The organism is Streptomyces sp. NPDC104106, from assembly GCF_055584345.1.
In genome coordinates this window covers 118,632-141,793 of sequence record NZ_JBVJMF010000021.1, presented here as the reverse complement: position 1 = coordinate 141,793, position 23,162 = coordinate 118,632, and the positions used below count along the sequence as shown (strand labels likewise).

At 72.9% G+C, this 23,162-nt stretch carries 20 protein-coding genes; 15 read left to right on the top strand and 5 right to left on the bottom strand.

The genetic code is table 11. From position 1 onward, the window contains the following. Positions 1 to 258: 258 nt before the first annotated feature. Positions 259 to 1,395 carry a glycosyltransferase family 4 protein gene (locus ACZ60X_RS35940; RefSeq protein WP_469607832.1) on the top strand — a complete coding sequence of 379 codons (1,137 nt, stop codon included), beginning with the start codon at positions 259 to 261 and terminating at the stop codon, positions 1,393 to 1,395. Between the two features lie 185 nt (positions 1,396 to 1,580). Here ACZ60X_RS35940 and ACZ60X_RS35935 read toward each other — a convergent pair whose 3' ends face one another. The 3 genes from ACZ60X_RS35935 to ACZ60X_RS35925 are packed head-to-tail and all read right to left on the bottom strand — an operon-like array spanning position 1,581 to position 6,435. Next, positions 1,581 to 3,227 (bottom strand): PucR family transcriptional regulator, encoded by a 1,647-nt coding sequence (locus tag ACZ60X_RS35935; RefSeq protein WP_469607829.1) that lies wholly within the window; start codon positions 3,225 to 3,227, stop codon positions 1,581 to 1,583. A gap of 44 nt (positions 3,228 to 3,271) precedes the next feature. Then, the gene (locus ACZ60X_RS35930; protein WP_469607827.1) at positions 3,272 to 4,582 is read right to left on the bottom strand and encodes an FAD-binding oxidoreductase; all 1,311 of its coding nucleotides are present in this window, start codon (positions 4,580 to 4,582) and stop codon (positions 3,272 to 3,274) included. A 50-nt stretch (positions 4,583 to 4,632) separates the two neighbouring features. Beyond that, positions 4,633 to 6,435 (bottom strand): glycoside hydrolase family 15 protein, encoded by a 1,803-nt coding sequence (locus ACZ60X_RS35925; protein WP_469607868.1) that lies wholly within the window; start codon positions 6,433 to 6,435, stop codon positions 4,633 to 4,635. Positions 6,436 to 7,043: 608 nt separating this feature from the next. Between ACZ60X_RS35925 and ACZ60X_RS35920 the strand changes: the two genes are divergently transcribed. From ACZ60X_RS35920 to ACZ60X_RS35870, 11 genes are all read left to right on the top strand, one after another. Further along, the gene (locus ACZ60X_RS35920) at positions 7,044 to 8,693 is read left to right on the top strand and encodes a CTP synthase (protein WP_469607825.1); all 1,650 of its coding nucleotides are present in this window, start codon (positions 7,044 to 7,046) and stop codon (positions 8,691 to 8,693) included. An 83-nt stretch (positions 8,694 to 8,776) separates the two neighbouring features. Then, complete coding sequence (locus ACZ60X_RS35915) at positions 8,777 to 9,403, top strand: NUDIX domain-containing protein (protein WP_469607823.1); 627 nt, start codon at positions 8,777 to 8,779, stop codon at positions 9,401 to 9,403. Positions 9,404 to 9,562: 159 nt separating this feature from the next. Beyond that, positions 9,563 to 11,626 carry a tetratricopeptide repeat protein gene (locus tag ACZ60X_RS35910; protein ID WP_469607821.1) on the top strand — a complete coding sequence of 688 codons (2,064 nt, stop codon included), beginning with the start codon at positions 9,563 to 9,565 and terminating at the stop codon, positions 11,624 to 11,626. A gap of 139 nt (positions 11,627 to 11,765) precedes the next feature. Next, entirely contained in the window at positions 11,766 to 12,890 is a 1,125-nt protein-coding gene (gene ald, locus ACZ60X_RS35905) for an alanine dehydrogenase (protein WP_469607817.1), read from the top strand. 424 nt (positions 12,891 to 13,314) lie between these two features. Beyond that, the gene (locus ACZ60X_RS35900; protein ID WP_469607814.1) at positions 13,315 to 14,448 is read left to right on the top strand and encodes a ParA family protein; all 1,134 of its coding nucleotides are present in this window, start codon (positions 13,315 to 13,317) and stop codon (positions 14,446 to 14,448) included. Continuing rightward, a complete protein-coding gene (locus ACZ60X_RS35895; RefSeq protein WP_469607812.1) occupies positions 14,433 to 14,984 on the top strand; it encodes a hypothetical protein in 552 nt (183 codons plus the stop codon). The genes ACZ60X_RS35900 and ACZ60X_RS35895 overlap by 16 nt, the downstream gene beginning before the upstream one ends. Positions 14,985 to 15,002: 18 nt before the next feature. Further along, entirely contained in the window at positions 15,003 to 16,112 is a 1,110-nt protein-coding gene (locus ACZ60X_RS35890) for a segregation and condensation protein A (protein WP_469607809.1), read from the top strand. Continuing rightward, positions 16,109 to 16,759, top strand: coding sequence for an SMC-Scp complex subunit ScpB (scpB, locus tag ACZ60X_RS35885; protein ID WP_469607807.1), 651 nt, complete (start codon positions 16,109 to 16,111; stop codon positions 16,757 to 16,759). Before ACZ60X_RS35890 ends, scpB begins: the two co-directional genes overlap by 4 nt. Before the next feature lie 13 nt (positions 16,760 to 16,772). After that, complete coding sequence (locus ACZ60X_RS35880; RefSeq protein ID WP_469607805.1) at positions 16,773 to 17,837, top strand: pseudouridine synthase; 1,065 nt, start codon at positions 16,773 to 16,775, stop codon at positions 17,835 to 17,837. Positions 17,838 to 17,903: 66 nt separating this feature from the next. Beyond that, positions 17,904 to 18,911 carry an ADP-ribosylglycohydrolase family protein gene (locus ACZ60X_RS35875; protein WP_469607803.1) on the top strand — a complete coding sequence of 336 codons (1,008 nt, stop codon included), beginning with the start codon at positions 17,904 to 17,906 and terminating at the stop codon, positions 18,909 to 18,911. Between the two features lie 4 nt (positions 18,912 to 18,915). Next, entirely contained in the window at positions 18,916 to 19,665 is a 750-nt protein-coding gene (locus ACZ60X_RS35870; protein WP_469607801.1) for a nucleotidyltransferase domain-containing protein, read from the top strand. Here ACZ60X_RS35870 and ACZ60X_RS35865 read toward each other — a convergent pair. Both ACZ60X_RS35865 and ACZ60X_RS35860 read right to left on the bottom strand, forming a co-directional pair. Continuing rightward, on the bottom strand, positions 19,591 to 20,334 hold the full coding sequence (locus tag ACZ60X_RS35865; RefSeq protein ID WP_469607797.1) for a nucleotidyltransferase domain-containing protein: 744 nt from the start codon (positions 20,332 to 20,334) through the stop codon (positions 19,591 to 19,593). The genes ACZ60X_RS35870 and ACZ60X_RS35865 overlap by 75 nt on opposite strands. 22 nt (positions 20,335 to 20,356) lie before the next feature. Then, a complete protein-coding gene (locus ACZ60X_RS35860) occupies positions 20,357 to 20,746 on the bottom strand; it encodes a Rieske (2Fe-2S) protein (RefSeq protein ID WP_469607794.1) in 390 nt (129 codons plus the stop codon). Between the two features lie 146 nt (positions 20,747 to 20,892). On the opposite strand from ACZ60X_RS35860, the gene aroH reads away from it, so the two are divergent. The 3 genes from aroH (at position 20,893) to cmk (ending at position 23,154) form a co-directional block, all read left to right on the top strand. Continuing rightward, the gene (gene aroH, locus ACZ60X_RS35855) at positions 20,893 to 21,255 is read left to right on the top strand and encodes a chorismate mutase (protein ID WP_469607792.1); all 363 of its coding nucleotides are present in this window, start codon (positions 20,893 to 20,895) and stop codon (positions 21,253 to 21,255) included. Beyond that, complete coding sequence (locus tag ACZ60X_RS35850) at positions 21,252 to 22,346, top strand: prephenate dehydrogenase (RefSeq protein ID WP_469607789.1); 1,095 nt, start codon at positions 21,252 to 21,254, stop codon at positions 22,344 to 22,346. Before aroH ends, ACZ60X_RS35850 begins: the two co-directional genes overlap by 4 nt. 115 nt (positions 22,347 to 22,461) lie before the next feature. Beyond that, the gene (gene cmk / locus ACZ60X_RS35845; RefSeq protein WP_469607786.1) at positions 22,462 to 23,154 is read left to right on the top strand and encodes a (d)CMP kinase; all 693 of its coding nucleotides are present in this window, start codon (positions 22,462 to 22,464) and stop codon (positions 23,152 to 23,154) included. Positions 23,155 to 23,162: the final 8 nt, after the last annotated feature.

The following is a 23,162-nucleotide window of genomic DNA, read 5'->3' as shown; positions in this document are numbered from 1 at the left end:
CGCCCGAGCCGGGGTTCTCCTCACCCGTGTGGGTGACGTGCTCCGGCGCATTGCCCCGGCCCGCCGCACAGTGCGCCCGCCCGGTCTTCCCGCAACGGCCGCGCGTCCTGGCATGCTTGACGGGGAACGCGGGCCGGGCGGTGGCCCGGACCGGTCCGCGCGGGAGGCTCGCGGGGTACGTCCTTCCGCCCCCATGCGCCCGCTACCTTCTGTACGTTTCCTCGTGACCGCCCACGTCGAACCAGGAGCCCCGGCCCCGTGAGCCCCCTGAGCAGCAACGCGCCGCACGGTCAGTCGCCGCTGCGCACCGTGCAGGTGCTGGGCGGAGGCAACGCCGGCAGCAGCGTGCACGTGCGCTCCCTGGCCGAGGGGCTCGTGGCAAGGGGCGTGCGGGTGACCGTGTGCGCCCCCGTCGAGGCCGACCGCGCCTACGACTTCACCGGCACGGGCGCCGAGCACGTGCACGTGCCGCGCAGCAGCGACCCCGTCTCGGTCGCCGCGCTCCGGGCGGCGTGCGCGAACGCCGACCTGGTGCACGCCCACGGGCTGCACGCCTCCTTCCGCACCGTGCTCGCGCTCAGCGGCCGGTCCACCCCGCTCGTCGTCACCTGGCACGACCGGGCCCGTGCGGAGGGTCCGCGGGCGCACATGCTCCGGCTGCTGGAGCGGCGCGTGGTGCGCACCGCGACCGTGGTCCTCGGCACCAGCTCCGACCTGGTGGACCGGGCCCGGCGGACCGGGGCGCGCGACGCCCGGCTGGCCGCCGTCGGCCTGCCCGGCCGGCGCACGCCCGTCGACCGCGACGACCCCGACCGGCTGCGCGCCAAGGTCCGCGCCGAACTCGGCGCCGGCTCCGGCCCGTTGCTCATCGCCGTCGGCTCCCTCGACCGCCACCGCGGCTACGACGTGCTGCTCGACGCCGCCCGCGCCTGGCGGGAGCTGGACCCCGCCCCGCTGGTCGTGATCGCGGGGGAGGGGGCGCTGCGCGCGCACCTGGCCCGGCGGATCGAGGACGAGGAACTGCCGGTGCGGCTCATCGGCCGCCGCGAGGACGTGGCCGACCTGCTCGCCGCCGCCGACCTGGCGCTGCTGACCAGCAGTTGGGAGTCCCGCTCGGTCCTCGCCCAGGAAGCGCTGTACGCGCGCGTGCCGCTCGTCGCGACCCGGGTCGGCGGCGTCCCCGACCTCGTCGGGGACGCGGCCGCCCTCGTCCCGTACGGCGACCCGGAGGCGCTCGCGGACACCGTCGTACGCCTCCTCGCCGATCCGCGCCGCTGCCAGGAGCTGCGCGAGGCCGGGGTGCGGCAGGCCGCCGGCTGGCCGACCGAGGACGAGACGGTGGCTCAAGTGCTCAGTGTGTACGACGAGTTGACCCAGCCGCGACCGCTCGCCTAGTGCCCCGGCAGGCAACGTTTGCCCGTCAGGGAGCGGCGTCCGGTGCGTGCTGTCGGCGTGCCGGCCGGAAGGCCTCGTACTGGGCGTACGTGGGCTTTCGGCCGGTGCGGCGAGTGGGGGCACCTCCCGCGCAGCGGGGGAGCGTGCCGGGCGTCGCGACGGGGCGAACGTTGCCTGCCCGGGCACTAGGGGACGTGGCGGCGGGCGCGCAGGGCCAGGCTCAACGCCAGTACGGTCTGCGGGTCGTCGAGGTCGGTGCCGAGCAACTCCCCGATGCGGGCGAGGCGGTTGTAGAGGGTCTGGCGGTTCAGATGCAGCTCGCGGGCCGTCTCCGCCTTGCGCCCCGCGTGCGCCAGATAGGTCTCCAGGGTCGGCAGCAGCGGCGGCCTGGAGCGGCGGTCGTGGTCGCGCAGCGGGCCGATCGCGCGGTCCACGAACGAGGCGAGGTCCGGGTGGTCGCGCAGCCGCCACAGCAGCAGGTCGATGTCCAGGCGGCGGGCGTCGTACCAGGGCCGGTCGCTCAGGCCCTGTGCGGCCGTCGCCGTCTCCGCCGCGTGCCGGAGCCCCGCCGAGGCGGCCGCCCAGCCGCCCGCCACGCCCACGACCACGACCGGCGGCGGGGAGCCCGGCCGGCGCATCCCGGCCCGCTCCACGCCCGCCCGGAGGGCGGCCGCCACCCGGTCCGCCACCGCCGCCCGCTCCGGCTCCGCGCGCAACCCCAGCAGCACCAGCACCCGGCCCTCCACCGGCCGCACCCCGAGCAGCACCGGCACCCCCACCGCGGCCAGCTCCTCGGAGACCGCCCGCGCCAGCACCGCCCAGCCCCCGCCCGGCGACAGCGAGTCGCCGATCCGCATGACGACGGGCAGCAGCGGGCTGTCGCCGGGCTTGAAGCCGAGCACCCGGGCCTGCGCCGGGGCGGCCTCCGCCGAGACCCGGCCCTCGGCGAGGTCGGTGAGGAAGTCGCCGCGCCCGCGCGCCGCCAGCTCCTCCTCCTGCCTGGCCTGCATCAGCACCACAGCCAGGATGCCCGCGGCCCGCTCGGCGGCCATCCGGTGCACGGGGGCCAGCGGCGTGCGCACGGGCAGCAGGACGAGCCGGGCGCGCACCGAGCCCGCCGTACCCGGTCCGCCGCCGGGCACGTCCACCAGCACCGAACCGGCGGGCGGCGGCGCGTCCTTGTGCGGGCCGCGCAGCCCCTCCCACACCTGGAGCGGGTCCGCGCCCTGCGGCCCCTCCCCGGCGGCGTACAGCAGCCGGCCGTCGGGCGTCTCCAGGAACACCGGGTTCCCGCCGAAGCCGGCCAGGATGCCCAGCACCTGCGGTACCCCGCCCCCGCCCAGCAGCGCCTCGGTACAGCGCCGGTGCACCTCCTCGGCCCGCCGGAGCAGCGCGTAGTGGCCGTTGACGATCTCGGTGTGGATCTCCTCGGTCACCGTCACGAACGGCACCTCGCGGTGCAGCTGGACCAGCGGCAGCCCGGCGGCGCGGGCGGTGTCCACCAGGGCGGCGGGCAGCCGGGTGAAGCGCGGGCCCAGCTCCACCACCAGGGCGGCGATCCCGCGCTCGGCGAGCGTGCGCACGAACGCCCGCTGGTCGGCCGGGCGGGTGCCGAGTCCGTAACCGGTGGTCAGCAGCAGTTCACCGCCCTTGAGCAGGGAGGCGATGTTCGGCACCTCGCCCGCGTGCACCCAGCGCACCGTGCGCCCCAGCCGCTCGGCACCCGCCAGGATCTCCGGCAGCCCACTGCGCAGGCCGGGCAGTTCCAGGGCCCGCTGAACGGTGATCCCGGCGCCCTGCGTGTCGGGTCGGTGGTCGGTGCGGCTGTCCATGCAGCGGACGCTACCTGCGACAACACCCCTCGGGACAGCCCCGGTCACACCGGTTCGACGGCGCGCCCGAGGTTGAAGCGGAAGACGTTGTCCGGGTCCCAGCGCCGTTTGGCCTTCTCCAGCCGCAGCGTCCGCCACACGGCACCGGTGCGCCAGGGGCGTACGTCGGCGCACGCCTCCCGCACCCAGGCGCCCGCCCGCTCGTCGTCGGCCGGGTCCGTCCAGCAGGCGAGGGGCCGCACCAGCCAGGACGCGTCCCGGTACGGTACGGGGTACTCCCGCGGACCGGCGAGGACCGCGCCGCCCAGCGGGAAGAGCGCGTGCCGGCTGCCGTGCGCCACGGGCACGCGGTCCGCGCGGGAGCAGAAGCGGTCCACCAGCTCGTCGGGCAGGTCCCTCGCGCAGTCCGCCGCCGACTCGCTCCGCAGTCCGGACGGGGGGTCCAGCAGGCCCTGCAGCCGCGCGTACGGCAGGGCACCGACGTGTTCCGCCTCGTGCGGCAGCGCCAGCAGCGGCCCGGCGAGTTCACGCAGACGACTCTCGCCGCCCGCGTACGTCAGCAGGGCGGTGCACGACGGCTCGGACCCGGCCGGCCGGCCGGCCAGGTACAGCACGGCGCCGCCCACCTCGTGCGGACCGGTGCGGACGATCTCGCGGAGGGCACGGACCACGTCCGGACCGGACCGCGGCCGGCACGCCAGCAGCGCCACCGAGAACTCCGGCAGCTCGTGCAGCTCCAGGGTGAGCGCGGTGACGACGCCGAAGTTGCCGCCACCCCCGTGCAGCGCCCAGAACAGTTCGGGGTTCTCGTCGGCGTTCGCGTGCACCCGCTCGGCGTCGGCGCTCACCAGCTCCACGCCGATCAGGTTGTCGGCGGCGAGCCCGAAAGCACGGTCCAGCCAGCCGGTGCCGCCGCCCAGGACGAACCCGGCGACACCGGTGGCGGAGTCCCGCGCGCCGGTGGTGGCGAGAGCGTACGGCTGGGTGGCCCGGTCCAGATGGCTCATGGTGGCCCCGCCCTCGACCCGGACCGCCTCGGCCGCCGGATCGACGGTCACGGCGTGCATCCGGCGCAGATCCACCAGGAGCGCGCCGTCGCAGATCCCCGCCCCGGCCGCGCCGTGCCCGCCGCCGCGCACCGCGATGTGCAGGTCCAGGCCCCGCCCGAACCGCACCGCCCTGACCACGTCGGCCGTGTCCGCGCACCGGGCGATCACGGCCGGGCGCGGGTCGAGCCGCGCGTCCGAGACGGCCCGCGCCTCGTCGTAGCCGGGGTCCCGCGGGGCGAACACGTCGCCGGTCAGATCCTCGCGGAGTGCGGCGAGGGCCGCACGCGCCGTGGAACGGGTGGCCATGACAGCCCCCTTTGCGGTGAGGGTGCTGCTGTTCAGCCTAGGCGGACCGCTCAGCCGCCGTACGCCCCCGACGCCGTCAGCCGCAGTGCCGTGTCGATCAGGGGCACATGGCTGAAGGCCTGCGGGAAGTTGCCCACCTGGCGCTGCAGCCGCGGGTCCCACTCCTCGGCGAGCAGACCGAGGTCGTTGCGCAGCGCGAGGAGCTTTTCGAAGAGCTTGCGCGCCTCGTCGACCCGGCCGATCATCGCCAGGTCGTCCGCCATCCAGAACGAGCAGGCCAGGAAGGCGCCCTCGTCGCCCGGGAGGCCGTCCACGCCCTCGCTCTCGCCCTCTGTCGGGTAGCGCAGGATGAACCCGTCCGGGGTGGACAGTTCGCGCTGGATCGCCTCGATCGTGCCGATCACCCGCTTGTCGTCCGGCGGCAGGAAGCCCATCTGCGGGATCAGCAGCAGCGAGGCGTCCAGCTCCTGCGAGCCGTAGGACTGCGTGAAGGTGTTGCGCTCCTTGTCGTAGCCCTTCTCGCACACGTCCCGGTGGATGTCGTCGCGCAGCTCCTTCCAGCGCTCCAGCGGGCCGTCCGCGTCCCCGGACTCGATCAGCTTGATCGTGCGGTCGACGGCGACCCACGCCATGACCTTGGAGTGCACGAAGTGCCGGCGCGGGCCGCGCACCTCCCAGATGCCCTCGTCCGGCTCCTGCCAGTGGTCCTCCAGGTATCGGATCAGCTTCAGCTGGAGCAGGGAGGCGTAGTCGTGACGGGCCAGACCCGTCATGTGGGCCAGGTGCAGGGCCTCGGTGACCTCGCCGTAGACGTCCAGCTGGAGCTGGTGGGCCGCGCCGTTGCCGACCCGGACCGGGGCGGAGTTCTCGTACCCCGGCAGCCAGTCCAGCTCGGCCTCGCCCAGCTCGCGCTCGCCCGCGAGGCCGTACATGATCTGCAGGTTCTCCGGGTCGCCCGCGACCGCGCGCAGCAGCCACTCGCGCCAGGCGCGGGCCTCCTCGCGGTAGCCGGTGCGCAGCAGCGACGACAGGGTGATCGCCGCGTCGCGCAGCCAGGTGTAGCGGTAGTCCCAGTTGCGCACCCCGCCGATGTCCTCGGGCAGGGACGTCGTCGGGGCGGCGACGATGCCGCCCGTCGGGGCGTACGTCAGCGCCTTCAGGGTGATCAGCGAGCGGATCACCGCTTCGCGGTACGGCCCGTGGTAGGTGCAGTGCTCCACCCACTCGTGCCAGAACTCCTCCGTCGCCTCCAGCGAGGCCTCCGGCTCCGGCAGCGGCGGCGGCTCCTTGTGCGAGGGCTGCCAGGAGATGGTGAACGCGATCCGGTCACCCGGGGCGACCGTGAAGTCGGCGTACGTGGTCAGCGACTTGCCGTAGGTCTCGGCCTCGGTGTCGAACCACACCGAGTCCGGCCCGGCGACCGCCACCGTACGGCCCTCGTGCTTGTGCACCCAGGGCACCACCCGGCCGTAGGAGAACCGCATCCGCAGCGCCGAGCGCATCGGCACCCGGCCGGTGACTCCCTCCACGATGCGGATCAGCTGCGGCGCGCCGTCACGCGGGGGCATGAAGTCCGTCACGCGGACCGTGCCGCGCGGGGTGTCCCACTCCGACTCCAGGATCAGCGAGTCCCCGCGGTAGCTGCGCCGGGCGGCCACCGGCGGCTTCGCGTCGGCCGCGTGGGCCGGGCCGAGCCGCCAGAAGCCGTGCTCCTCGGTGCCCAGCAGGCCGGCGAAGACGGCGTGCGAGTCGAAGCGGGGCAGGCACAGCCAGTCCACCGTGCCGTCCCGGCAGACCAGTGCCGCGGTCTGCATGTCTCCGATGAGTGCGTAGTCTTCGATGCGCCCGGCCACGTGCAACTCCAGTCGAACGGCCACGTCACACCCCCACGCAGGGGGCTGTCGCTGATGCGGTCAAGGGGTCGTTGTTGTGCGTCGTTGAGCGGTGAAGCAAAGCAGCCCGCCGAGCCCTGAGGCAAAACGACAGTCCATGCTCAACGAACTGCCGCGCGCTCGTTGTTCCGGGGGGTATCGGCGGGGGTGTGCCGTCGTTCCGGCCGGGCTCGGCAGCGAATGTCCGAGCAGGATACGACGCACGTAGATGATCCGCGTGCCGCTCCGGGCAACCCGTGTGGGCCGAACGGGTGACCAGCGGGTGATGACGATGTGACCGGCACGTTTCTGTGGTGACACGTGTGGCGTTTTTCATCCGCCGTGACGCCGTGCGCTCCCCAGCCCCCCGCGCCCCGCGCCGGGCCGTGCCCGCGCGGGTGCGGAGCGTGGCCGGAAGCCATCTCCTCCGCGCGCTGATACCCTGGTAGCCCGTGGACAGGTGGGCCCCAGAGGAAGACGACGGGGCCCCCGAACCGCAGCGACGGCACCCCCGGCCGCAGACACCTTCTCGTCCGGGCCGGCAGCCGCACCGCACGACAGCCAGCGACCACGGGAGCCCCCTCTTGGCCATGCCGCCGAAATCCACGACGACCAAGCACATCTTCGTCACCGGGGGTGTCGCCTCCTCGCTCGGCAAGGGCCTCACCGCCTCCAGCCTGGGCATGCTGCTCAAGGCCCGCGGCCTGCGCGTCGTGATGCAGAAGCTGGATCCGTATCTGAACGTCGATCCGGGCACGATGAACCCCTTCCAGCACGGTGAGGTGTTCGTCACCAACGACGGGGCCGAGACCGACCTCGACATCGGACACTACGAGCGTTTCCTCGACCGTGACCTGGACGGCACCGCCAATGTCACTACAGGACAGGTCTACTCGACGGTGATCGCCAAGGAGCGGCGCGGCGAGTACCTGGGTGACACCGTGCAGGTCATCCCGCACATCACCAACGAGATCAAGCACCGCATCCGGCGCATGGCCACCGACGAGGTGGACGTCGTCATCACCGAGGTCGGGGGCACGGTCGGCGACATCGAGTCCCTGCCGTTCCTGGAGACCGTCCGCCAGGTCCGCCACGAGGTCGGCCGGGACAACGTCTTCGTCGTGCACATCTCCCTGCTGCCGTACATCGGCCCCTCGGGCGAGCTGAAGACGAAGCCGACCCAGCACTCCGTCGCCGCGCTGCGCAACATCGGTATCCAGCCGGACGCGATCGTGCTGCGCTGCGACCGCGAGGTCCCCACCGCCATCAAGCGCAAGATCTCGCTGATGTGCGACGTGGACGAGGCCGCCGTCGTGGCCTGCCCCGACGCCCGCTCGATCTACGACATCCCGAAGGTCGTGCACGCCGAGGGCCTGGACGCCTACGTGGTGCGCAAGCTCGACCTGCCGTTCCGCGACGTGGACTGGACGACCTGGGACGACCTGCTGGAGCGCGTCCACAAGCCCGAGCACGAGATCACCCTCGCGCTGGTCGGCAAGTACATCGACCTGCCCGACGCCTACCTGTCGGTGACCGAGGCGCTGCGCGCGGGCGGCTTCGCCAACCGGGCCCGCGTGAAGATCAAGTGGGTCACCTCCGACGACTGCAAGACCCCCGCCGGTGCCAAGGCGGCGCTCGGCGACGTCGACGGCATCTGCATCCCCGGCGGCTTCGGCGACCGCGGTGTGCTCGGCAAGGTCGGCGCGATCCGCTTCGCCCGCGAGAACAGGATCCCGCTGCTCGGCCTGTGCCTGGGCCTGCAGTGCATCGTGATCGAGGCCGCCCGCAACCTCGCCGACATCCCGGACGCCAACTCCACCGAGTTCGACCCGGCCACCGCCCACCCGGTCATCTCCACCATGGCCGAGCAGATGGACATCGTCGCCGGCGAGGGCGACATGGGCGGCACGATGCGCCTGGGCATGTACCCGGCCAAGCTCGCCGAGGGCTCCATCGTGCGCGAGGTCTACGACGGCAAGGAGTACGTCGAGGAGCGCCACCGCCACCGCTACGAGGTCAACAACGCCTACCGCGCGGAGCTGGAGAAGAAGGCCGGCATCCTGTTCTCCGGCACGTCGCCCGACGGCAAGCTCGTGGAGTACGTCGAGTACCCCCGCGACGTGCACCCCTACCTGGTCGCCACCCAGGCGCACCCGGAGCTGCGCTCCCGCCCGACCCGCCCGCACCCGCTCTTCGCGGGGCTGGTGAAGGCCGCGGTCGAGCGGAAGATCGCGAAGTAGGACAAGAGCGGTACGGTGGCCGGGGCGCGCACGCACGACGGGTGCGCGCCCCGGCCGCTCGCGTACAGGTGGAGGGACAGGGCATGACGATCAGGGACACGCGCGAGGAGTGGGAGATCCGGGCGACGGACACCCCGTTCACGGGCAACAAGACCTCCGTGCGCACGGACGACGTGGTCATGCCCGACGGCTCGGTCGCACGCCGCGACTACCAGGTCCACCCCGGCTCGGTCGCCGTCCTCGCCCTGGACGAGGAGGACCGGGTCCTGCTGATCAACCAGTACCGCCACCCCGTGCGGCACAAGCTGTGGGAGATCCCGGCCGGCCTGCTCGACGTCCCCGGCGAGAACCCGCTGCACGCGGCCCAGCGCGAGCTGTACGAGGAGGCGCACGTCAAGGCCGAGGACTGGCGCGTGCTGACCGACGTGTACACCACGCCCGGCGGCTGCGACGAGGCCGTACGGATCTTCCTCGCGCGTGAGCTGTCGCAGGCCGAGGGCGAGCGGTTCGCGGCCGAGCACGAGGAGACCGACATGGAGCACGCGCGCGTGCCGGTCGAGGAGCTGGTGCGGCGCGTCCTGGCCGGTGACGTGCACAACAACTGCCTGGTCGTGGGCGTGCTCTCGCTGGTCGCCGCCCGCGGCGGCGACGGCCTCGACGCCCTGCGCCCGGCGGACGCACCGTGGCCCGCCCGCCCCTTCACCTCCTGACCAGCCCATCGGCGTAGTGGTGTGACCATCGCCTGATCCGATCGGGCGACTGCGCGCCGTGCTCCTCACAGCCCGTCAGAGAGCGTGAACTAGGCTCTTCCACGCCCGTCCGGGAAGATCCGGCGGGCTTGCGCGTGCGGTGGGACGGGAGTGTGGCCCGTGACGGATCAGGCGGTGGACACAGGCGGCGCGGGGCGGTCGGCGCACTACGTCGCGGAAGGCCATTTCCTGGGTCGCGCAAGGGAGTTGAGGGAACTGCGCGCCGACATCGAGCGCGCGGGCCTGGACACACTCTCCGGCCGCAAGGCCCCACGCGCGCGCGTGCTCCTGATCGCGGGCCGCCCCGGCTCCGGCCGCACCGCGCTCGCCGAGGAACTCGTCCGCCAGGTCGCCGGCCGCTACCCCGACGGGGTGCTGCGCGCCCGGCTCGGCGAGCCCGACGGCACCCCGGTCCCGGTCGAGCGCGCCGCCCGCGCCCTGCTCGCCGCGCTGGAGCGGCCGGCCCCCGCCGGCGCCGCCGAGGACGAACTGACCGGGGCGCTGCGCACCGCCCTCGCCGACCGGCGCGCCGTGCTGCTCCTGGACGACGCGGCGGGCGCCGAGCAGGTCGACGCGCTGTTGCCGGACGCCCCGGACTGCCTGGTGGTGGCCGTGTCCAAGGGCCCGCTCACCGGTATCGCGGACGTCCGCCCCTGCACCGTCGGCGGTCTCGACACCAAGTCCGCGGTGGAACTGCTCACCCGCTACACCGGCTCGGTGCGCATCACGGTCGACCCGCGCTCCGCCGAGAGCCTGGCCGAGGCCTGCCAGGGCCACCCGGCAGCGCTGGTGCTGGCCGGCGGCTGGCTCGCCGCCCGTCCCAAGGCCGCCGTCTCCGACCTCGCCAAACGGCTGCACGCGGCCGACGACGGCACCGACACCAGCCCACCGGCCCGGGTCTTCAGGCACGTCTACGACGAGCTGCCCGCGCAGAGCGCCCGCATCCTGCGGCTGCTCGCGCTCGCCCCGGCCGGCCTGGCCGACCCGCACACCGCCTCCGCGCTCGCGGGCTGCTCGGTCGACTCCGCCCGCGCCGTCCTGGACGACCTCGTCGCCCTCGGCCTGCTGCGCGCGGCGGACTCCCCGCTGCCCCAGTACGAGGTCCCCGGCTGGCTCCACCCGTACCTGCGCGCGCTCGCCGACAGCCAGGAGCGGCCCGCGCAGCTGCAGCTCGCCCGGGCGCGGATGCTGGAGCGGACGGTGCGGCTGCTGCAGGCCTGCCGGGCGATCACCGAGACGGACAGCCCGCAGGCCCGCGAGAAGCTGAACGCCATGCCCCGCGAGGTGCGCTTCCCCCATCCCCGGGCCGCCGCCGACTGGCTGCACGCGCGCCGGCCGGCCCTGCTGGCCTCCGCGCGGCTCGCGGTGGCCGACGGCGAGCTGGACACGCTCGCCCGGCGCCTGATGTCCCAGCTGGTCAGGGCCCTGGTGGCGCACGAGGGCACCCAGGCCGCCGCGGCCGACCTGTACGGCGTGCACAGCCTCGTCCTCGATGTCGCCGAGCGGCGCGGGCTGCCCCGGGAGAGGGCCGCCGCCCTGCTGAACCTGGGCGACGTGGACGCGCAGACGGGCCGCACCCGGGACGCGCTCGCCCGCTACCGGCAGGCGCTGGACTCGGGGCGCGCGGCGAACGACCCGTACGCGACGGGCCGCGCGATGGAATCCGTAGGCGGCGCGTACCAGGAGCTGGGGGACCACGACCGGGCCGCCGACTGGTTCGGCCGGGCCCTGGCCGACCGGCTGGCGCGGGGCGAGCGGGAGCAGGCCGCCCGGCTGTACGGCCGTATCGCCACCGCTCACACCTACGCGGGCCGCTACGGCGAGGCACTCAGGAACTGGCGGGCTGCCGTGGCCGGCTACCGCAAGGGCGGCGATGTCGCCGCCCACGCACGGGCGTTGAGCGAGCTGGCCCGGGTGCAGGAGTACGCGGGACGGTTCGAGGAATCGCTGCGCACCTGTCAGGAGGCGGCGCAGTGGGCCCGGCGGGCGGAGGACCTCCGGCTGCAGGCCGCGCTCCAGCTGCGGCTGGCCGACACGCTGGAGCACCTGGGTGACCCCACCGCCGCCCGACTGCACCGCGCGGCGGCCGAGCGCATGCTGGGTGAGGAGGCCGCGGAGGACGACACAAGGGCGGAACAGGGCAGGAACGCCTGCGAAATCCGTAGTACATCCAGTGAAGATTGATGCAATGAAAGGCTAGACAGGCGGAACACCTTCATTAAACTGGCTCTGCCGCACGTTCTCCTGCGGTGTCTCCCGGTGTGCCCCTGCATGCCTGGGTATGTCTTGTAATGCACCCCCCATACCCTCTGAGCCAAGGACCGTGATCGACGTGAAGGTCGGCATCCCCCGCGAGGTCAAGAACAACGAGTTCCGGGTGGCCATCACCCCCGCCGGTGTGCACGAGCTGGTGCGCAACGGCCACCAGGTCGTCGTCGAGCGGGGCGCCGGCCTCGGTTCCTCGATCACGGACGAGGAGTACGTCTCCGCCGGGGCCGGGATCCTGGACACCGCCGACGAGGTCTGGGCCGCCGCCGACCTGCTGCTGAAGGTGAAGGAGCCCATCGCGGAGGAGTACCACCGCCTGCGCAAGGACCAGATCCTCTTCACCTACCTGCACCTGGCCGCGTCCAAGGAGTGCACGGACGCGCTGATCGAGTCCGGCACCACGGCCATCGCCTACGAGACCGTCGAGCTGCCGAACCGCTCCCTGCCGCTGCTCGCCCCGATGTCCGAGGTCGCGGGCCGGCTGGCCCCGCAGGTCGGCGCCTACCACCTGATGCGCCCGGCCGGCGGCCGCGGTGTGCTGCCGGGCGGCGTCCCGGGCGTGACCCCGGCCAAGGCCGTCGTCATCGGTGGCGGTGTCTCCGGCTGGAACGCCACCCAGGTCGCCGTCGGCATGGGCTTCGACGTGACGCTGCTCGACCGCGACATCAACAAGCTGCGCGAGGCGGACAAGGTCTTCGGGACCAAGGTGAAGGCCATCATGTCCAACGCCTTCGAGCTGGAGAAGGCGGTCCTGGAGGCCGACCTCGTCATCGGCGCCGTCCTCATCCCGGGCGCCAAGGCCCCGAAGCTCGTCACCAACGAGCTGGTGGCCCGCATGAAGCCGGGAAGTGTTCTTGTCGACATCGCGATCGACCAGGGCGGCTGCTTCGAGGACTCCCACCCGACCACGCACACCGAGCCGACCTTCACGGTGCACAACTCGGTCTTCTACTGCGTCGCCAACATGCCCGGCGCGGTGCCCAACACCTCCACCAACGCCCTCACGAACGCGACGCTGCCGTACATCGTCTCGCTCGCCAACAACGGCTGGGTCGAGGCGCTGCGCCGCGACGTCGCGCTCGCCAAGGGTCTCAACACCCATGACGGCAAGGTCGTTTACAAGGAGGTCGCCGAGGCCCACGGCCTGGAGCACGTCGAGCTGGCCTCGCTGCTCGGCTGACGCCCGACCGACCCCGTGACCTGGTGAGTCGCTAAGTCACCAGAAGGTAAAAGGCGATTCGTCAACACGTCTCGTCAACAGCGCGCACCCGGCCGGACCTTGCCCGACAAGGTCCGGCCGGATGTGTGTATGGTCACTTTGCGCCTCTCGGTCAACTCGCCTCGAACGTAACGCTTCGACCGATTCGCACACCCGCGAAACCTGCCGTGCGACGGTCGTACGCCCTTGACAGCGAGATGTTTCATTGCCGACACATCGTGCCGGGTCCGGCGGATTGTGTTGCTGCGGACCGCCGACACGCCATAGAGTCGCCAACCGTCGGCATGGTGCCACGCTGACCTTGTCTAGAAGTTTCCTGGTCACCAAGGAGGTAAGACGACTTGTGAATGAGTCGACATTTTCTCCCGGGGGTGGTCAACCAGGAATGCCGGCGCAGGGCCAGGGGCCCACGGGATTCGAGGCTGTCGGCTCCGTCGCAGTGCGCACCTTCGCAGCCCACCAGAGTCCGGGTCCGCAGACGGCCCGGACAGCACACCAGAGCATGGATGGCCATCACGTGAACGCCATGGCCGGCGACGGAAGTGGCGCGCCCCACAACCACTTCGCCGACTACGACGAACTGCCCGAGGGGCACTTCTACGACCCCGACGCCGAGTACGAGCCCGATCCGGAGTACGCGGCCACGCTCGCGCCCGACGCGGCCCGCCAGCGCCGCGAGCGCATCGGTCCGACCGGACGCCCGCTGCCGTACTTCCCGATCCCGGGCCCGCTGACCGACCACGGCCCCGCGAAGATCATCGCGATGTGCAACCAGAAGGGCGGCGTGGGCAAGACGACGTCGACCATCAATCTGGGTGCCGCGCTCGCGGAGTACGGCCGGCGCGTGCTGCTCGTGGACTTCGACCCGCAGGGCGCGCTGTCGGTCGGTCTCGGCGTCAACCCCATGGAGCTGGACCTGACCGTCTACAACCTGCTCATGGAGCGGGGCATGTCGGCGGACGAGGTCCTGCTGAAGACGGCGGTCCCCAACATGGACCTGCTGCCCTCCAACATCGACCTGTCGGCCGCCGAGGTCCAGCTGGTCTCCGAGGTCGCCCGCGAGTCGACCCTCCAGCGCGCCCTGAAGCCGCTGATGGACGACTACGACTACATCGTCATCGACTGCCAGCCCTCGCTCGGCCTGCTCACGGTGAACGCCCTGACGGCCGCCCACAAGGTCATCGTCCCGCTGGAGTGCGAGTTCTTCGCCCTGCGCGGTGTCGCCCTGCTCACCGAGACCATCGAGAAGGTCCAGGAGCGGCTCAACCCCGAGCTGGAGCTGGACGGCATCCTCGCCACGATGTACGACTCGCGGACGGTGCACAGCCGCGAGGTGCTGGCCCGCGTGGTCGAGGCGTTCGACGACCACGTCTACCACACGGTCATCGGCCGCACGGTCCGCTTCCCGGAGACCACGGTCGCCGGCGAGCCGATCACCACCTACGCCTCCAACTCCGTCGGTGCCGCCGCCTACCGCCAGCTCGCCAGGGAGGTGCTCGCCCGGTGTCACGCCGAGTGAGTCTGCCCGGGGCCGACGAACTCTTCCGTACGACAGGGGGGACGGCGCTGCAGCCGTCGGCTCCCCGCCGCCCCGCCAACGGTGAGGTCCGGGTGCCGGCTCCCGCGGGGGAGAGCGACGACGTGGCCGCCGCCGAGGACGCACCGCAGTCGGTGCCGGTCCAGGGCGGGGACGGCGAGGGCGCGGAGCATGTCGCGGCGGAGGCCGAGCAGGAGGAGACCGGCGAGTCCCGCACCCGGCCGGCCCGGCGGCAGACGCCGCAGGAAGGTTCTTCTGCCGCCGCCCAGCCGCGCAAGCGGGGGCGGGCGGCGGCCCGGCGGCCCAGCGGGCGTGAGCGGCACGACGAGAAGATCACCGTGTACGTGTCGGCCGAGGAGCTGATGGACCTGGAGCACGCCCGGCTGGTGCTCCGGGGCGAGCACGGGCTGGCGGTGGACCGCGGCCGGATCGTCCGCGAGGCGGTGGCCGTGGTCCTGGCCGACCTGGAGTCCCGCGGGGACGCGAGCATCCTCGTACGTCGGCTGCGGGGCCGGTAGCGGTAGCCTGCGGGGGCTATGACCTCGTCCGACGTTCCTCTTCCCGGCGCCGGTGCCGGTCGTCGGCGCGCGCTGGGGCGGGGGCCGGGGGCCGGACCCCCCGCGCAACCGGAACCGCCCGATACCGCCCCCGAGCCCGCATTCGAGGCCGAGGCCGAGCCCGCACCCGAGGTCGTGCCTGAGGCCGAGGTCGAGGTCGTACCTGAGGTCGAGGTCGAGCCCGCACCCGAGGTCGTACCTGAGGCCGAGGCCGAGCCCGAGCCCGTCCCGGCACCGCGTCCGGAGCCGGAACGCGAGCCCCGGCCCGACGAACCCCGCGACGGCGTCTTCAAGGTCCGCCTGTCGAACTTCGAGGGCCCCTTCGACCTGCTCCTGCAGCTGATCTCCAAGCACAAGCTGGACGTCACCGAGGTCGCGCTGTCGAAGGTCACCGACGAGTTCATGGCCCACATCCGGGCCATGGGGCCGGACTGGGACCTCGACCAGACGACCGAGTTCCTGGTCGTCGCCGCCACGCTGCTCGACCTCAAGGCCGCCCGGCTGCTGCCCGCCGCCGAGGTGGAGGACGAGGCCGACCTCGCGCTGCTGGAGGCCCGGGACCTGCTGTTCGCGCGGCTGCTGCAGTACCGCGCGTACAAGCAGGTCGCCGACATCTTCAACGCGCGCCTGGACGAGGAGGCCCGCCGCTACCCCCGTACCGTCGGACTGGAGCCCCGGTACGCCGAGCTGCTGCCCGAGGTCGTCATCAGCATCGGTCCCGAGGGCTTCGCCCGGCTCGCGGTCAAGGCGATGCAGCCCAGGCCCAAGCCGCAGGTGTACGTCGACCACATCCACGCGCCGCTGGTGAGCGTGCAGGAACAGGCCGGGATCGTGGTCGCGCGGCTGCGGGAGCTGGGCGAGGCCAGCTTCCGGGCGCTGGTGGCGGACACCGACGACACCCTCACCGTCGTCGCCCGCTTCCTCGCCCTGCTGGAGCTGTACCGCGAGAAGGCCGTCGCCCTGGAGCAGGAGGCCGCGCTCGGGGAGCTGCTGGTGCGCTGGACCGGCGGGGACGCGGGCACCGCGCCGGTGGTCACCGACGAGTTCGACCGGCCGCCCGAGCAGCCGAAGGAGGAGAGGAATCCATGAGTGAGCCTGTCACCGACACCCCGGCCGAGTCGCCGGCCGTCGCCGGCCTCGACCTCAAGCCCGCCCTGGAGGCCATGCTCATGGTCGTGGACGAGCCCGCGACCGAGGAGCACCTGGCGAGGCTGCTTCAGCGGCCGAGGCGGCAGATCGCCGACGCGCTCAGGGAGCTGGCCGACGAGTACGCCGTCCAGGGCCGGGGCTTCGAGCTGCGGTTCGTCGCGGGCGGTTGGCGCTTCTCCACCCGCGCCGCGTACGCCCCGGCCGTCGAGCGGCTCGTCCTGGACGGCCAGACCGCCCGGCTCACCCAGGCGGCACTGGAGACCCTCGCGGTCGTCGCCTACCGCCAGCCGGTCAGCCGCAGCCGGGTCTCCGCCGTGCGCGGGGTCAACTGCGACGGCGTGATGCGCACCCTGCTCCAGCGCGGTCTGGTCGAGGAGGCGGGCACGGAACCCGAAACAGGTGCGATCCTGTACAGGACGACGAACTACTTCCTGGAGCGGATGGGCCTGCGCGGCCTGGACGAGCTTCCGGAGCTCGCGCCCTTCCTCCCGGAGGCGGAGGCGATCGAGGCCGAGACCCAGGAGGCGGTCCCGTCGTTCGACCCGGACGCGCCCGACGCGCCCGGCGGTCAGGACGCAGACGACTAAGACGGAAACCTTGATGCGAAGCAGCGGCAGCGGCAAGAGTGGCGGGCGGGGTAACTACCGTGGCGCCGGCAACAACCGGGACGAGCGGCAGGGGCAGGGCCGTCCCCGCAGGCCCCGCCCGGAGGAGCGCCGCTACGACGTGGGCCCCGGCGCCTCCCAGGACGGCCCCAAGTCGGGGCGCGGCGGCGCGGCCCGCGGCGGTGCCAAGGGCGGCCCGAAGAAGGCCCAGCCCCAGCGCGGCCGTACGGCGCCGGGCAGCTCCCGTGAGTACGAGGCACGGGCCGAGGAGCGCAATCGCGAGCGCTACGCCGGCAAGAAGGACGTGAAGCTGCCCAAGACCTTCCCGGGCGCCGAGCAGGAGGGCGAGCGGCTGCAGAAGGTCCTCGCGCGCGCGGGCTACGGCTCCCGGCGGGCCTGCGAGAAGCTGATCGACCAGGCGCGGGTCGAGGTGAACGGCGAGATCGTCACCGAGCAGGGCCGACGGATCGACCCGGAGAAGGACGAGGTCAGGGTCGACGGCCTGACGGTCGCGACGCAGTCGTACCAGTTCTTCTCGCTGAACAAGCCCGCCGGTGTCGTCTCCACCATGGAGGACCCGGAGGGGCGCCAGTGCCTCGGCGACTACGTCACCAACCGCGAGACGCGGCTGTTCCACGTCGGCCGGCTGGACACCGAGACCGAGGGCGTCATCCTGCTCACCAACCACGGCGAGCTGGCGCACCGCCTCACGCACCCGAAGTACGGCGTGACCAAGACCTACCTCGCGCACATCGTCGGCCCGATCCCGCGCGACCTCGGCAAGCGCCTGAAGGACGGCATCCAGCTGGAGGACGGCTACGCCCGCGCGGACCACTTCCGGGTCGTGGAGCAGACCGGCAAGAACTACCTGGTCGAGGTCGTCCTGCACGAGGGCCGCAAGCACATCGTGCGCCGGATGCTGGCCGAGGCCGGCTTCCCGGTCGACAAGCTCGTGCGCACGGCCTTCGGCCCGATCACCCTGGGCGACCAGAAGTCGGGCTGGCTGCGGCGGCTGTCGAACACCGAGGTCGGGATGCTGATGAAGGAAGTCGACCTCTGATCGTCACTTGCGGCTGATCGCCATCCCCCTTTATGGTCAACTTGACGATAAAAGGGGGATGGTCATATGCCCAAGCAGGCGGCCACCGGAGCACTGATCGGTCTGGCGCTCGGCGACGCTCTCGGCTACCCGACCGAATTCAAGACCGTGCCGCTCATCGAGACGATGTTCGGGCCCTGGCGGGAGATGGGGTTGCCGCAGCGGGCCCGGGTCTCCGACGACACCCAGATGACCCTCGCGGTCGGGCGCGGGCTCGCCACGGCCATGGAGCGCGGGCATCTCGCGCCCAAGCGGCTGGAGCGGCCGCTGCGCGAGGAGTTCGTGGACTGGTACCAGTCCCCGGACAACAACCGCGCCCCGGGCAACACCTGCCTGACCGCCTGCTCCCTGCTCAAGGAGGAGGGGCGCGCCTGGCAGGACGCCAGCCAGGTCGGTTCCAAGGGCTGCGGCGCCGACATGCGCGTCGCCCCGGTCGGGCTCGTCCCCGGTCTGAGCGGCGAACAGCGCTCCGGCGCCGCCCAGTTGCAGTCCGCGCTCACCCACGGCCACCCCACCGCGCTCGCCGCGAGCGACCTCACCGCCCACGCCGTCCACCTGCTCGCGCAGGGCACCGACCCGGCGGGACTCGTCGGACGGCTGCGCTCGTACGCCCTCGACCACCGCACGACCTACGACCACACGTGGCTCGGCGACCTGTGGACCCGCGCCCAGGACCCCGGCCCCGAGCACTTCATCGCGCGCGGCTGGGACGAGTGCCTGGCGGTCCTCGACCGGCTGGGGGAGGCCGTGCGGACCGTCTCGCCGGAGACGGACCCGTGCCTGGCCACCGGGGAGGGCTGGATCGCCGAGGAGGCGTTCGCCACCGGACTGCTGTGCTTCCTGCTCTTCCCCGACGAACCCGTCACCGCCCTGCGCCGGGCCGCCTGCACCTCCGGCGACTCCGACTCCATCGCCTGTCTCACCGGCGCGTTCGCGGGTGCCTGGCTGGGCGCGGACGCCTGGCCCGCCGACTGGGCCGGGCGGATCGAGTACCGAGGCGACCTTTTGGCCCTGGGAGCGCTCTGGGACGCTTGAGGCCATGATCGAAGACCTCGACCTCGACCTCGCGCCCGTGGTCGCCGAACAGCCCGACCCGCTGCTGTTCGCGACCGTCTCCGGAGCCCACCTCTACGGCTTCCCCTCGCAGGACTCCGACGTGGACCTGCGCGGGGTCCATCTCCTGCCCGCCGCCGACCTGGTCGGCCTGCGCGAGCCGGACGAGACCCGCTCGCGGGCCTGGGTGCGTTACGGCGTCGAGCTGGACCTCGTCACCCACGACCTGCGCAAGTTCGTCCGCCTGATGCTCCGCCGCAACGGCTATGTGCTGGAGCAGCTGCTCTCGCCCCTGGTCGTGCACACCGGGGACACGCACCGCGAGCTGGCCGCGCTGGCGCCCGGCGTCCTCACCAGCCACCATGCCCACCACTACCGGGGCTTCGCGGTGACCCAGTGGCGGCTGTTCGAGAAGACCGGCGAACTCAAGCCGCTGCTCTACACGTTCCGGGTGCTGCTCACCGGCATCCACCTCATGCGCAGCGGCGAGGTCCAGGCCCATCTGCCCACGCTGCTGGACGAGATCGGCGCCCCCGGCTATCTGCCCGAGCTGATAGCCGCCAAGCGGGAACGGGAGCACGGCACCGCCGACGTCACGCACGCGCGCGTGGAGGCCGACGTGGAGCGGCTGCACGCGGTGCTCGACGAGGCCCAGGCCGGCTCAGCCCTCCCCGACGCGCCCGGCGCGTACGACGTCCTGCACGACCTCGTGGTCCGCGTGCGCTTGCAGGGCTGAGTCCCGGCGCACCCGGAACAGGAAGTCGGCCACGCGCGCGTGGTCCGGCTCCGGGGGGAGCGGGGTGCGGTGAAGGGCCCGCTCCGTCTCCGCCGCGAGCCGGGCCATCCGCGCCTCGACCTCGGGCCAGGGGACCTCGCCGCGCTTCACCGCGAGGAGCGGCTCGCGCCGGTCCCCGACGTCGACGCGCAGCTCGCCGGTCCGCAGCAGGTCCCGCGCGCTGTTCAGCAGCCGCAGCAGGTGCATGGCGTGCTTCCAGCGCGGGGCGCCCGTCGCGCGCACGTCGGCCTCCAGCTTCCGGCGCTGGCCGAGGGCGTAGCGTGTGAAGGTGTCGTACGCCCGGCGGGAGAGGAAGGCGCCGCGCAGCGCGAGCAGTTCCCGGCCGGTGTCGTCCACGTACTCCACCAGCGGGGAGTGCAGGCACTCCAGGATGTTCGGGTTGCCGCGCAACGCCAGCTCGCAGAACCGCTCCAGCTCCCAGGAGAACTGCTCCTCGCCCGGCCCCTCCACATGCGTCGGCGGCTTCTCGAAGTGCCAGAACAGGGGAGTGGGGGCGAGGAACACCCCTCGCCGGTCGGTGTCGCTCGCGTCCGTGGCCAGGCCGAACGCCCGTGACCCCATGACGCAGGCGTAGATCGTGTGCTCGCGCACCAGGTCGTCGGGCTGCATGGGCGGAGCGTACGCGGCCCCCTCACACCAGGCGGATCGAATTTCCCTGCACCTTGATCGTTTTCGGGGGCAGCGGCCGGGCCGCGGGGCCGTGGGCCACCGAGCCGTCGGCGATGTGGAACCTGCTGCCGTGGCACGGACAGTCGATGGTGCCGTTCGCGACCCGGCTCACCGTGCAGCCCTCGTGCGTGCAGATCGCCGAGAAGGCCTTGAAGTCGCCCTTCGCCGGCTGGGTGACGACGACCTTCTGCGCCGCGAAGACCTTGCCGCCGCCCTCCGGGACCTCACTGGTGTCTCCCAGCGGCCTGCCGCCGCCCTGCGAGCCGTTGCCGCCGCCGCACGCCGCGAGGGGTGCGAGCAGTACCGCCGCTCCCGTCACCACCACCGTGCGCCGCTTCGCATCCTCGGCCATGCCACCCTCCGTACAGACGCAGAAAACCGGTGCATACCGGATGCTTCGCATCGTCTCAGTGATCGGGCGCCGTGCGCCCGGCCCGCACGCGCTGACTACGCTGGACGGGCCAACAACCGATCCGTATGTCAGCAAGGAGCAGCGCCGTGGCGGTACGAGCGGTCCGTGGGGCCGTCCAACTGGAGCGGGACGAGGCCGCGCACATGGACGAGCAGGTCGGAGCCCTGCTCACAGCCCTGCTGGAGCGCAACGGACTGACGGCCGACGACCTCATCAGCATCTGGTTCACGGCCACTGCCGACCTGCACAGCGACTTCCCGGCCGCCGCGGCCCGCAAGCTCGGCATCGTCGACGTCCCGCTGATCTGCGCCCAGGAACTCGACATCGAGGGCGCCATGCCCCGGGTCGTCCGGATCCTCGCCCACATCGAGACCGACCAGCCCCGCTCCGGGATCCAGCACGTCTACCTCGGTGCCGCGGCCGCCCTGCGCAAGGACATCGCCCAGTGAGAACCGCACTCGTCGTCGGCACCGGCCTCATCGGCACCTCCGCCGCCCTGGCCCTCGTCCAGCGGGGCGTCACCGTCCACCTCGCCGACCACGACCCCGAGCAGGCGCGTACGGCGGCCGCGCTGGGCGCCGGCACCGACGCGGCCCCCGACGGCCCGGTCGACCTCGCGCTCGTGGCCGCCCCGCCCGCGCACGTCGCCGCCGTGCTCGCCGACGCCATGCGCCGCGGCGCGGCCCGCGGCTACCTGGACGTGGCCAGCGTCAAGGGCGGCCCGCGCCGCGAGCTGGAGGCCCTCGGCCTGGATCCGGCGGTGATGACGAGGTACCTCGGCACCCACCCCATGTCCGGCCGCGAGAAGTCCGGCCCGCTGGCCGCGAGCGCCGACCTCTTCGAGGGACGCCCCTGGGTGCTCACCCCGACCCGGGACACCGACACCGAGGTGCTGAACCTCGCCCTGGAGCTGGTCTCGCACTGCCGGGCCGTACCGGTCGTCATGGACGCCGACGCCCACGACCGCGCCGTGGCCCTCGTCTCCCACATGCCCCACCTGGTGTCCAGCATGGTCGCCGCCCGGCTGCAGCACGCCGAGGAGGCCGCCGTACGGCTGTGCGGCCAGGGCATCCGGGACGTGACCCGGATCGCCGCCTCCGACCCGCGCATGTGGATCGACATCCTGTCCGCGAACCCGGGCCCGGTCGCCGACCTGCTCTCCGACGTCGCCGCCGACCTGGACGAGACCGTGCGGGCCCTGCGCGCCCTGCAGTCCTCCGACGAGGCCGAGCGGCACGAGGGCACCGCCGGCATCGAGGACGTGCTGCGCCGCGGCAACGCGGGCCAGGTGCGGGTACCCGGCAAGCACGGCTCCGCGCCGCGGGTCTACGAGGTCGTGGCCGTGCTGATCGACGACCAGCCCGGGCAGCTGGCCCGCATCTTCGCCGACGCCGGACGGGCCGGGGTCAACATCGAGGACGTACGGATCGAGCACGCGACGGGGCAGCAGGCGGGCCTGGTGCAGCTGAGCGTGGAGCCGAAGGCGGTGCCGGTGCTGAAGGAGGCGCTGCGCGAGCGGGGCTGGGCGCTGCGGCAGTAGGGCACCCGGTCCCGACCGGCGGTCGTCCGTTCGGGTCACCCGCACCCAGTAACCTTGTGCAGGGCGCACTCGCTCCCCGCACTCCGCCCCCACCGCACCAGGAAGGTGTCCCTCCGTGGAAAACGGCGCCCCGACCGCCAAGTCCGTGATCGTCGCGATCGACGGCCCCTCCGGCACGGGCAAGTCGAGCACCTCGAAGGCCGTGGCCGCGCAGCTCGGCCTGAGCTACCTGGACACCGGCGCCCAGTACCGGGCGATCACCTGGTGGATGGTGACCAACGGCATCGACCTGGAGGACCCGACCGCCATCGCCGCTGTGGCCGGCAAGCCCGAGATCGTCTCCGGCACCGACCCGGACAAGCCGACCATCACGGTCGACGGCGTGGACGTGGCCGGCCCGATCCGCACCCAGGAGGTCACCTCCCAGGTCAGCGCCGTCAGCGCGGTGCCCGAGGTGCGTGCCCGCATCACCGAGCTGCAGCGCACGATCGCCGCGGGCGCGGAGCACGGCATCGTGGTCGAGGGCCGCGACATCGGTACGACCGTGCTGCCGGACGCCGACCTGAAGATCTTCCTCACCGCCTCACCGGAGGCCCGCGCGGCCCGCCGCAGCGGCGAGCTGAAGGGCGCCGACATCCACGCCACCCGCGAGGCGCTGATCAAGCGGGACGCGGCGGACTCCTCGCGCAAGACCTCGCCGCTCGCCAAGGCGGACGACGCCGTCGAGGTGGACACCACCGAGCTGACCCTCGCCCAGGTCATCGAGTGCGTCGTCACCCTGGTCGAGGAGAAGCGGGCCGGGAAGTGAGCGTTCCG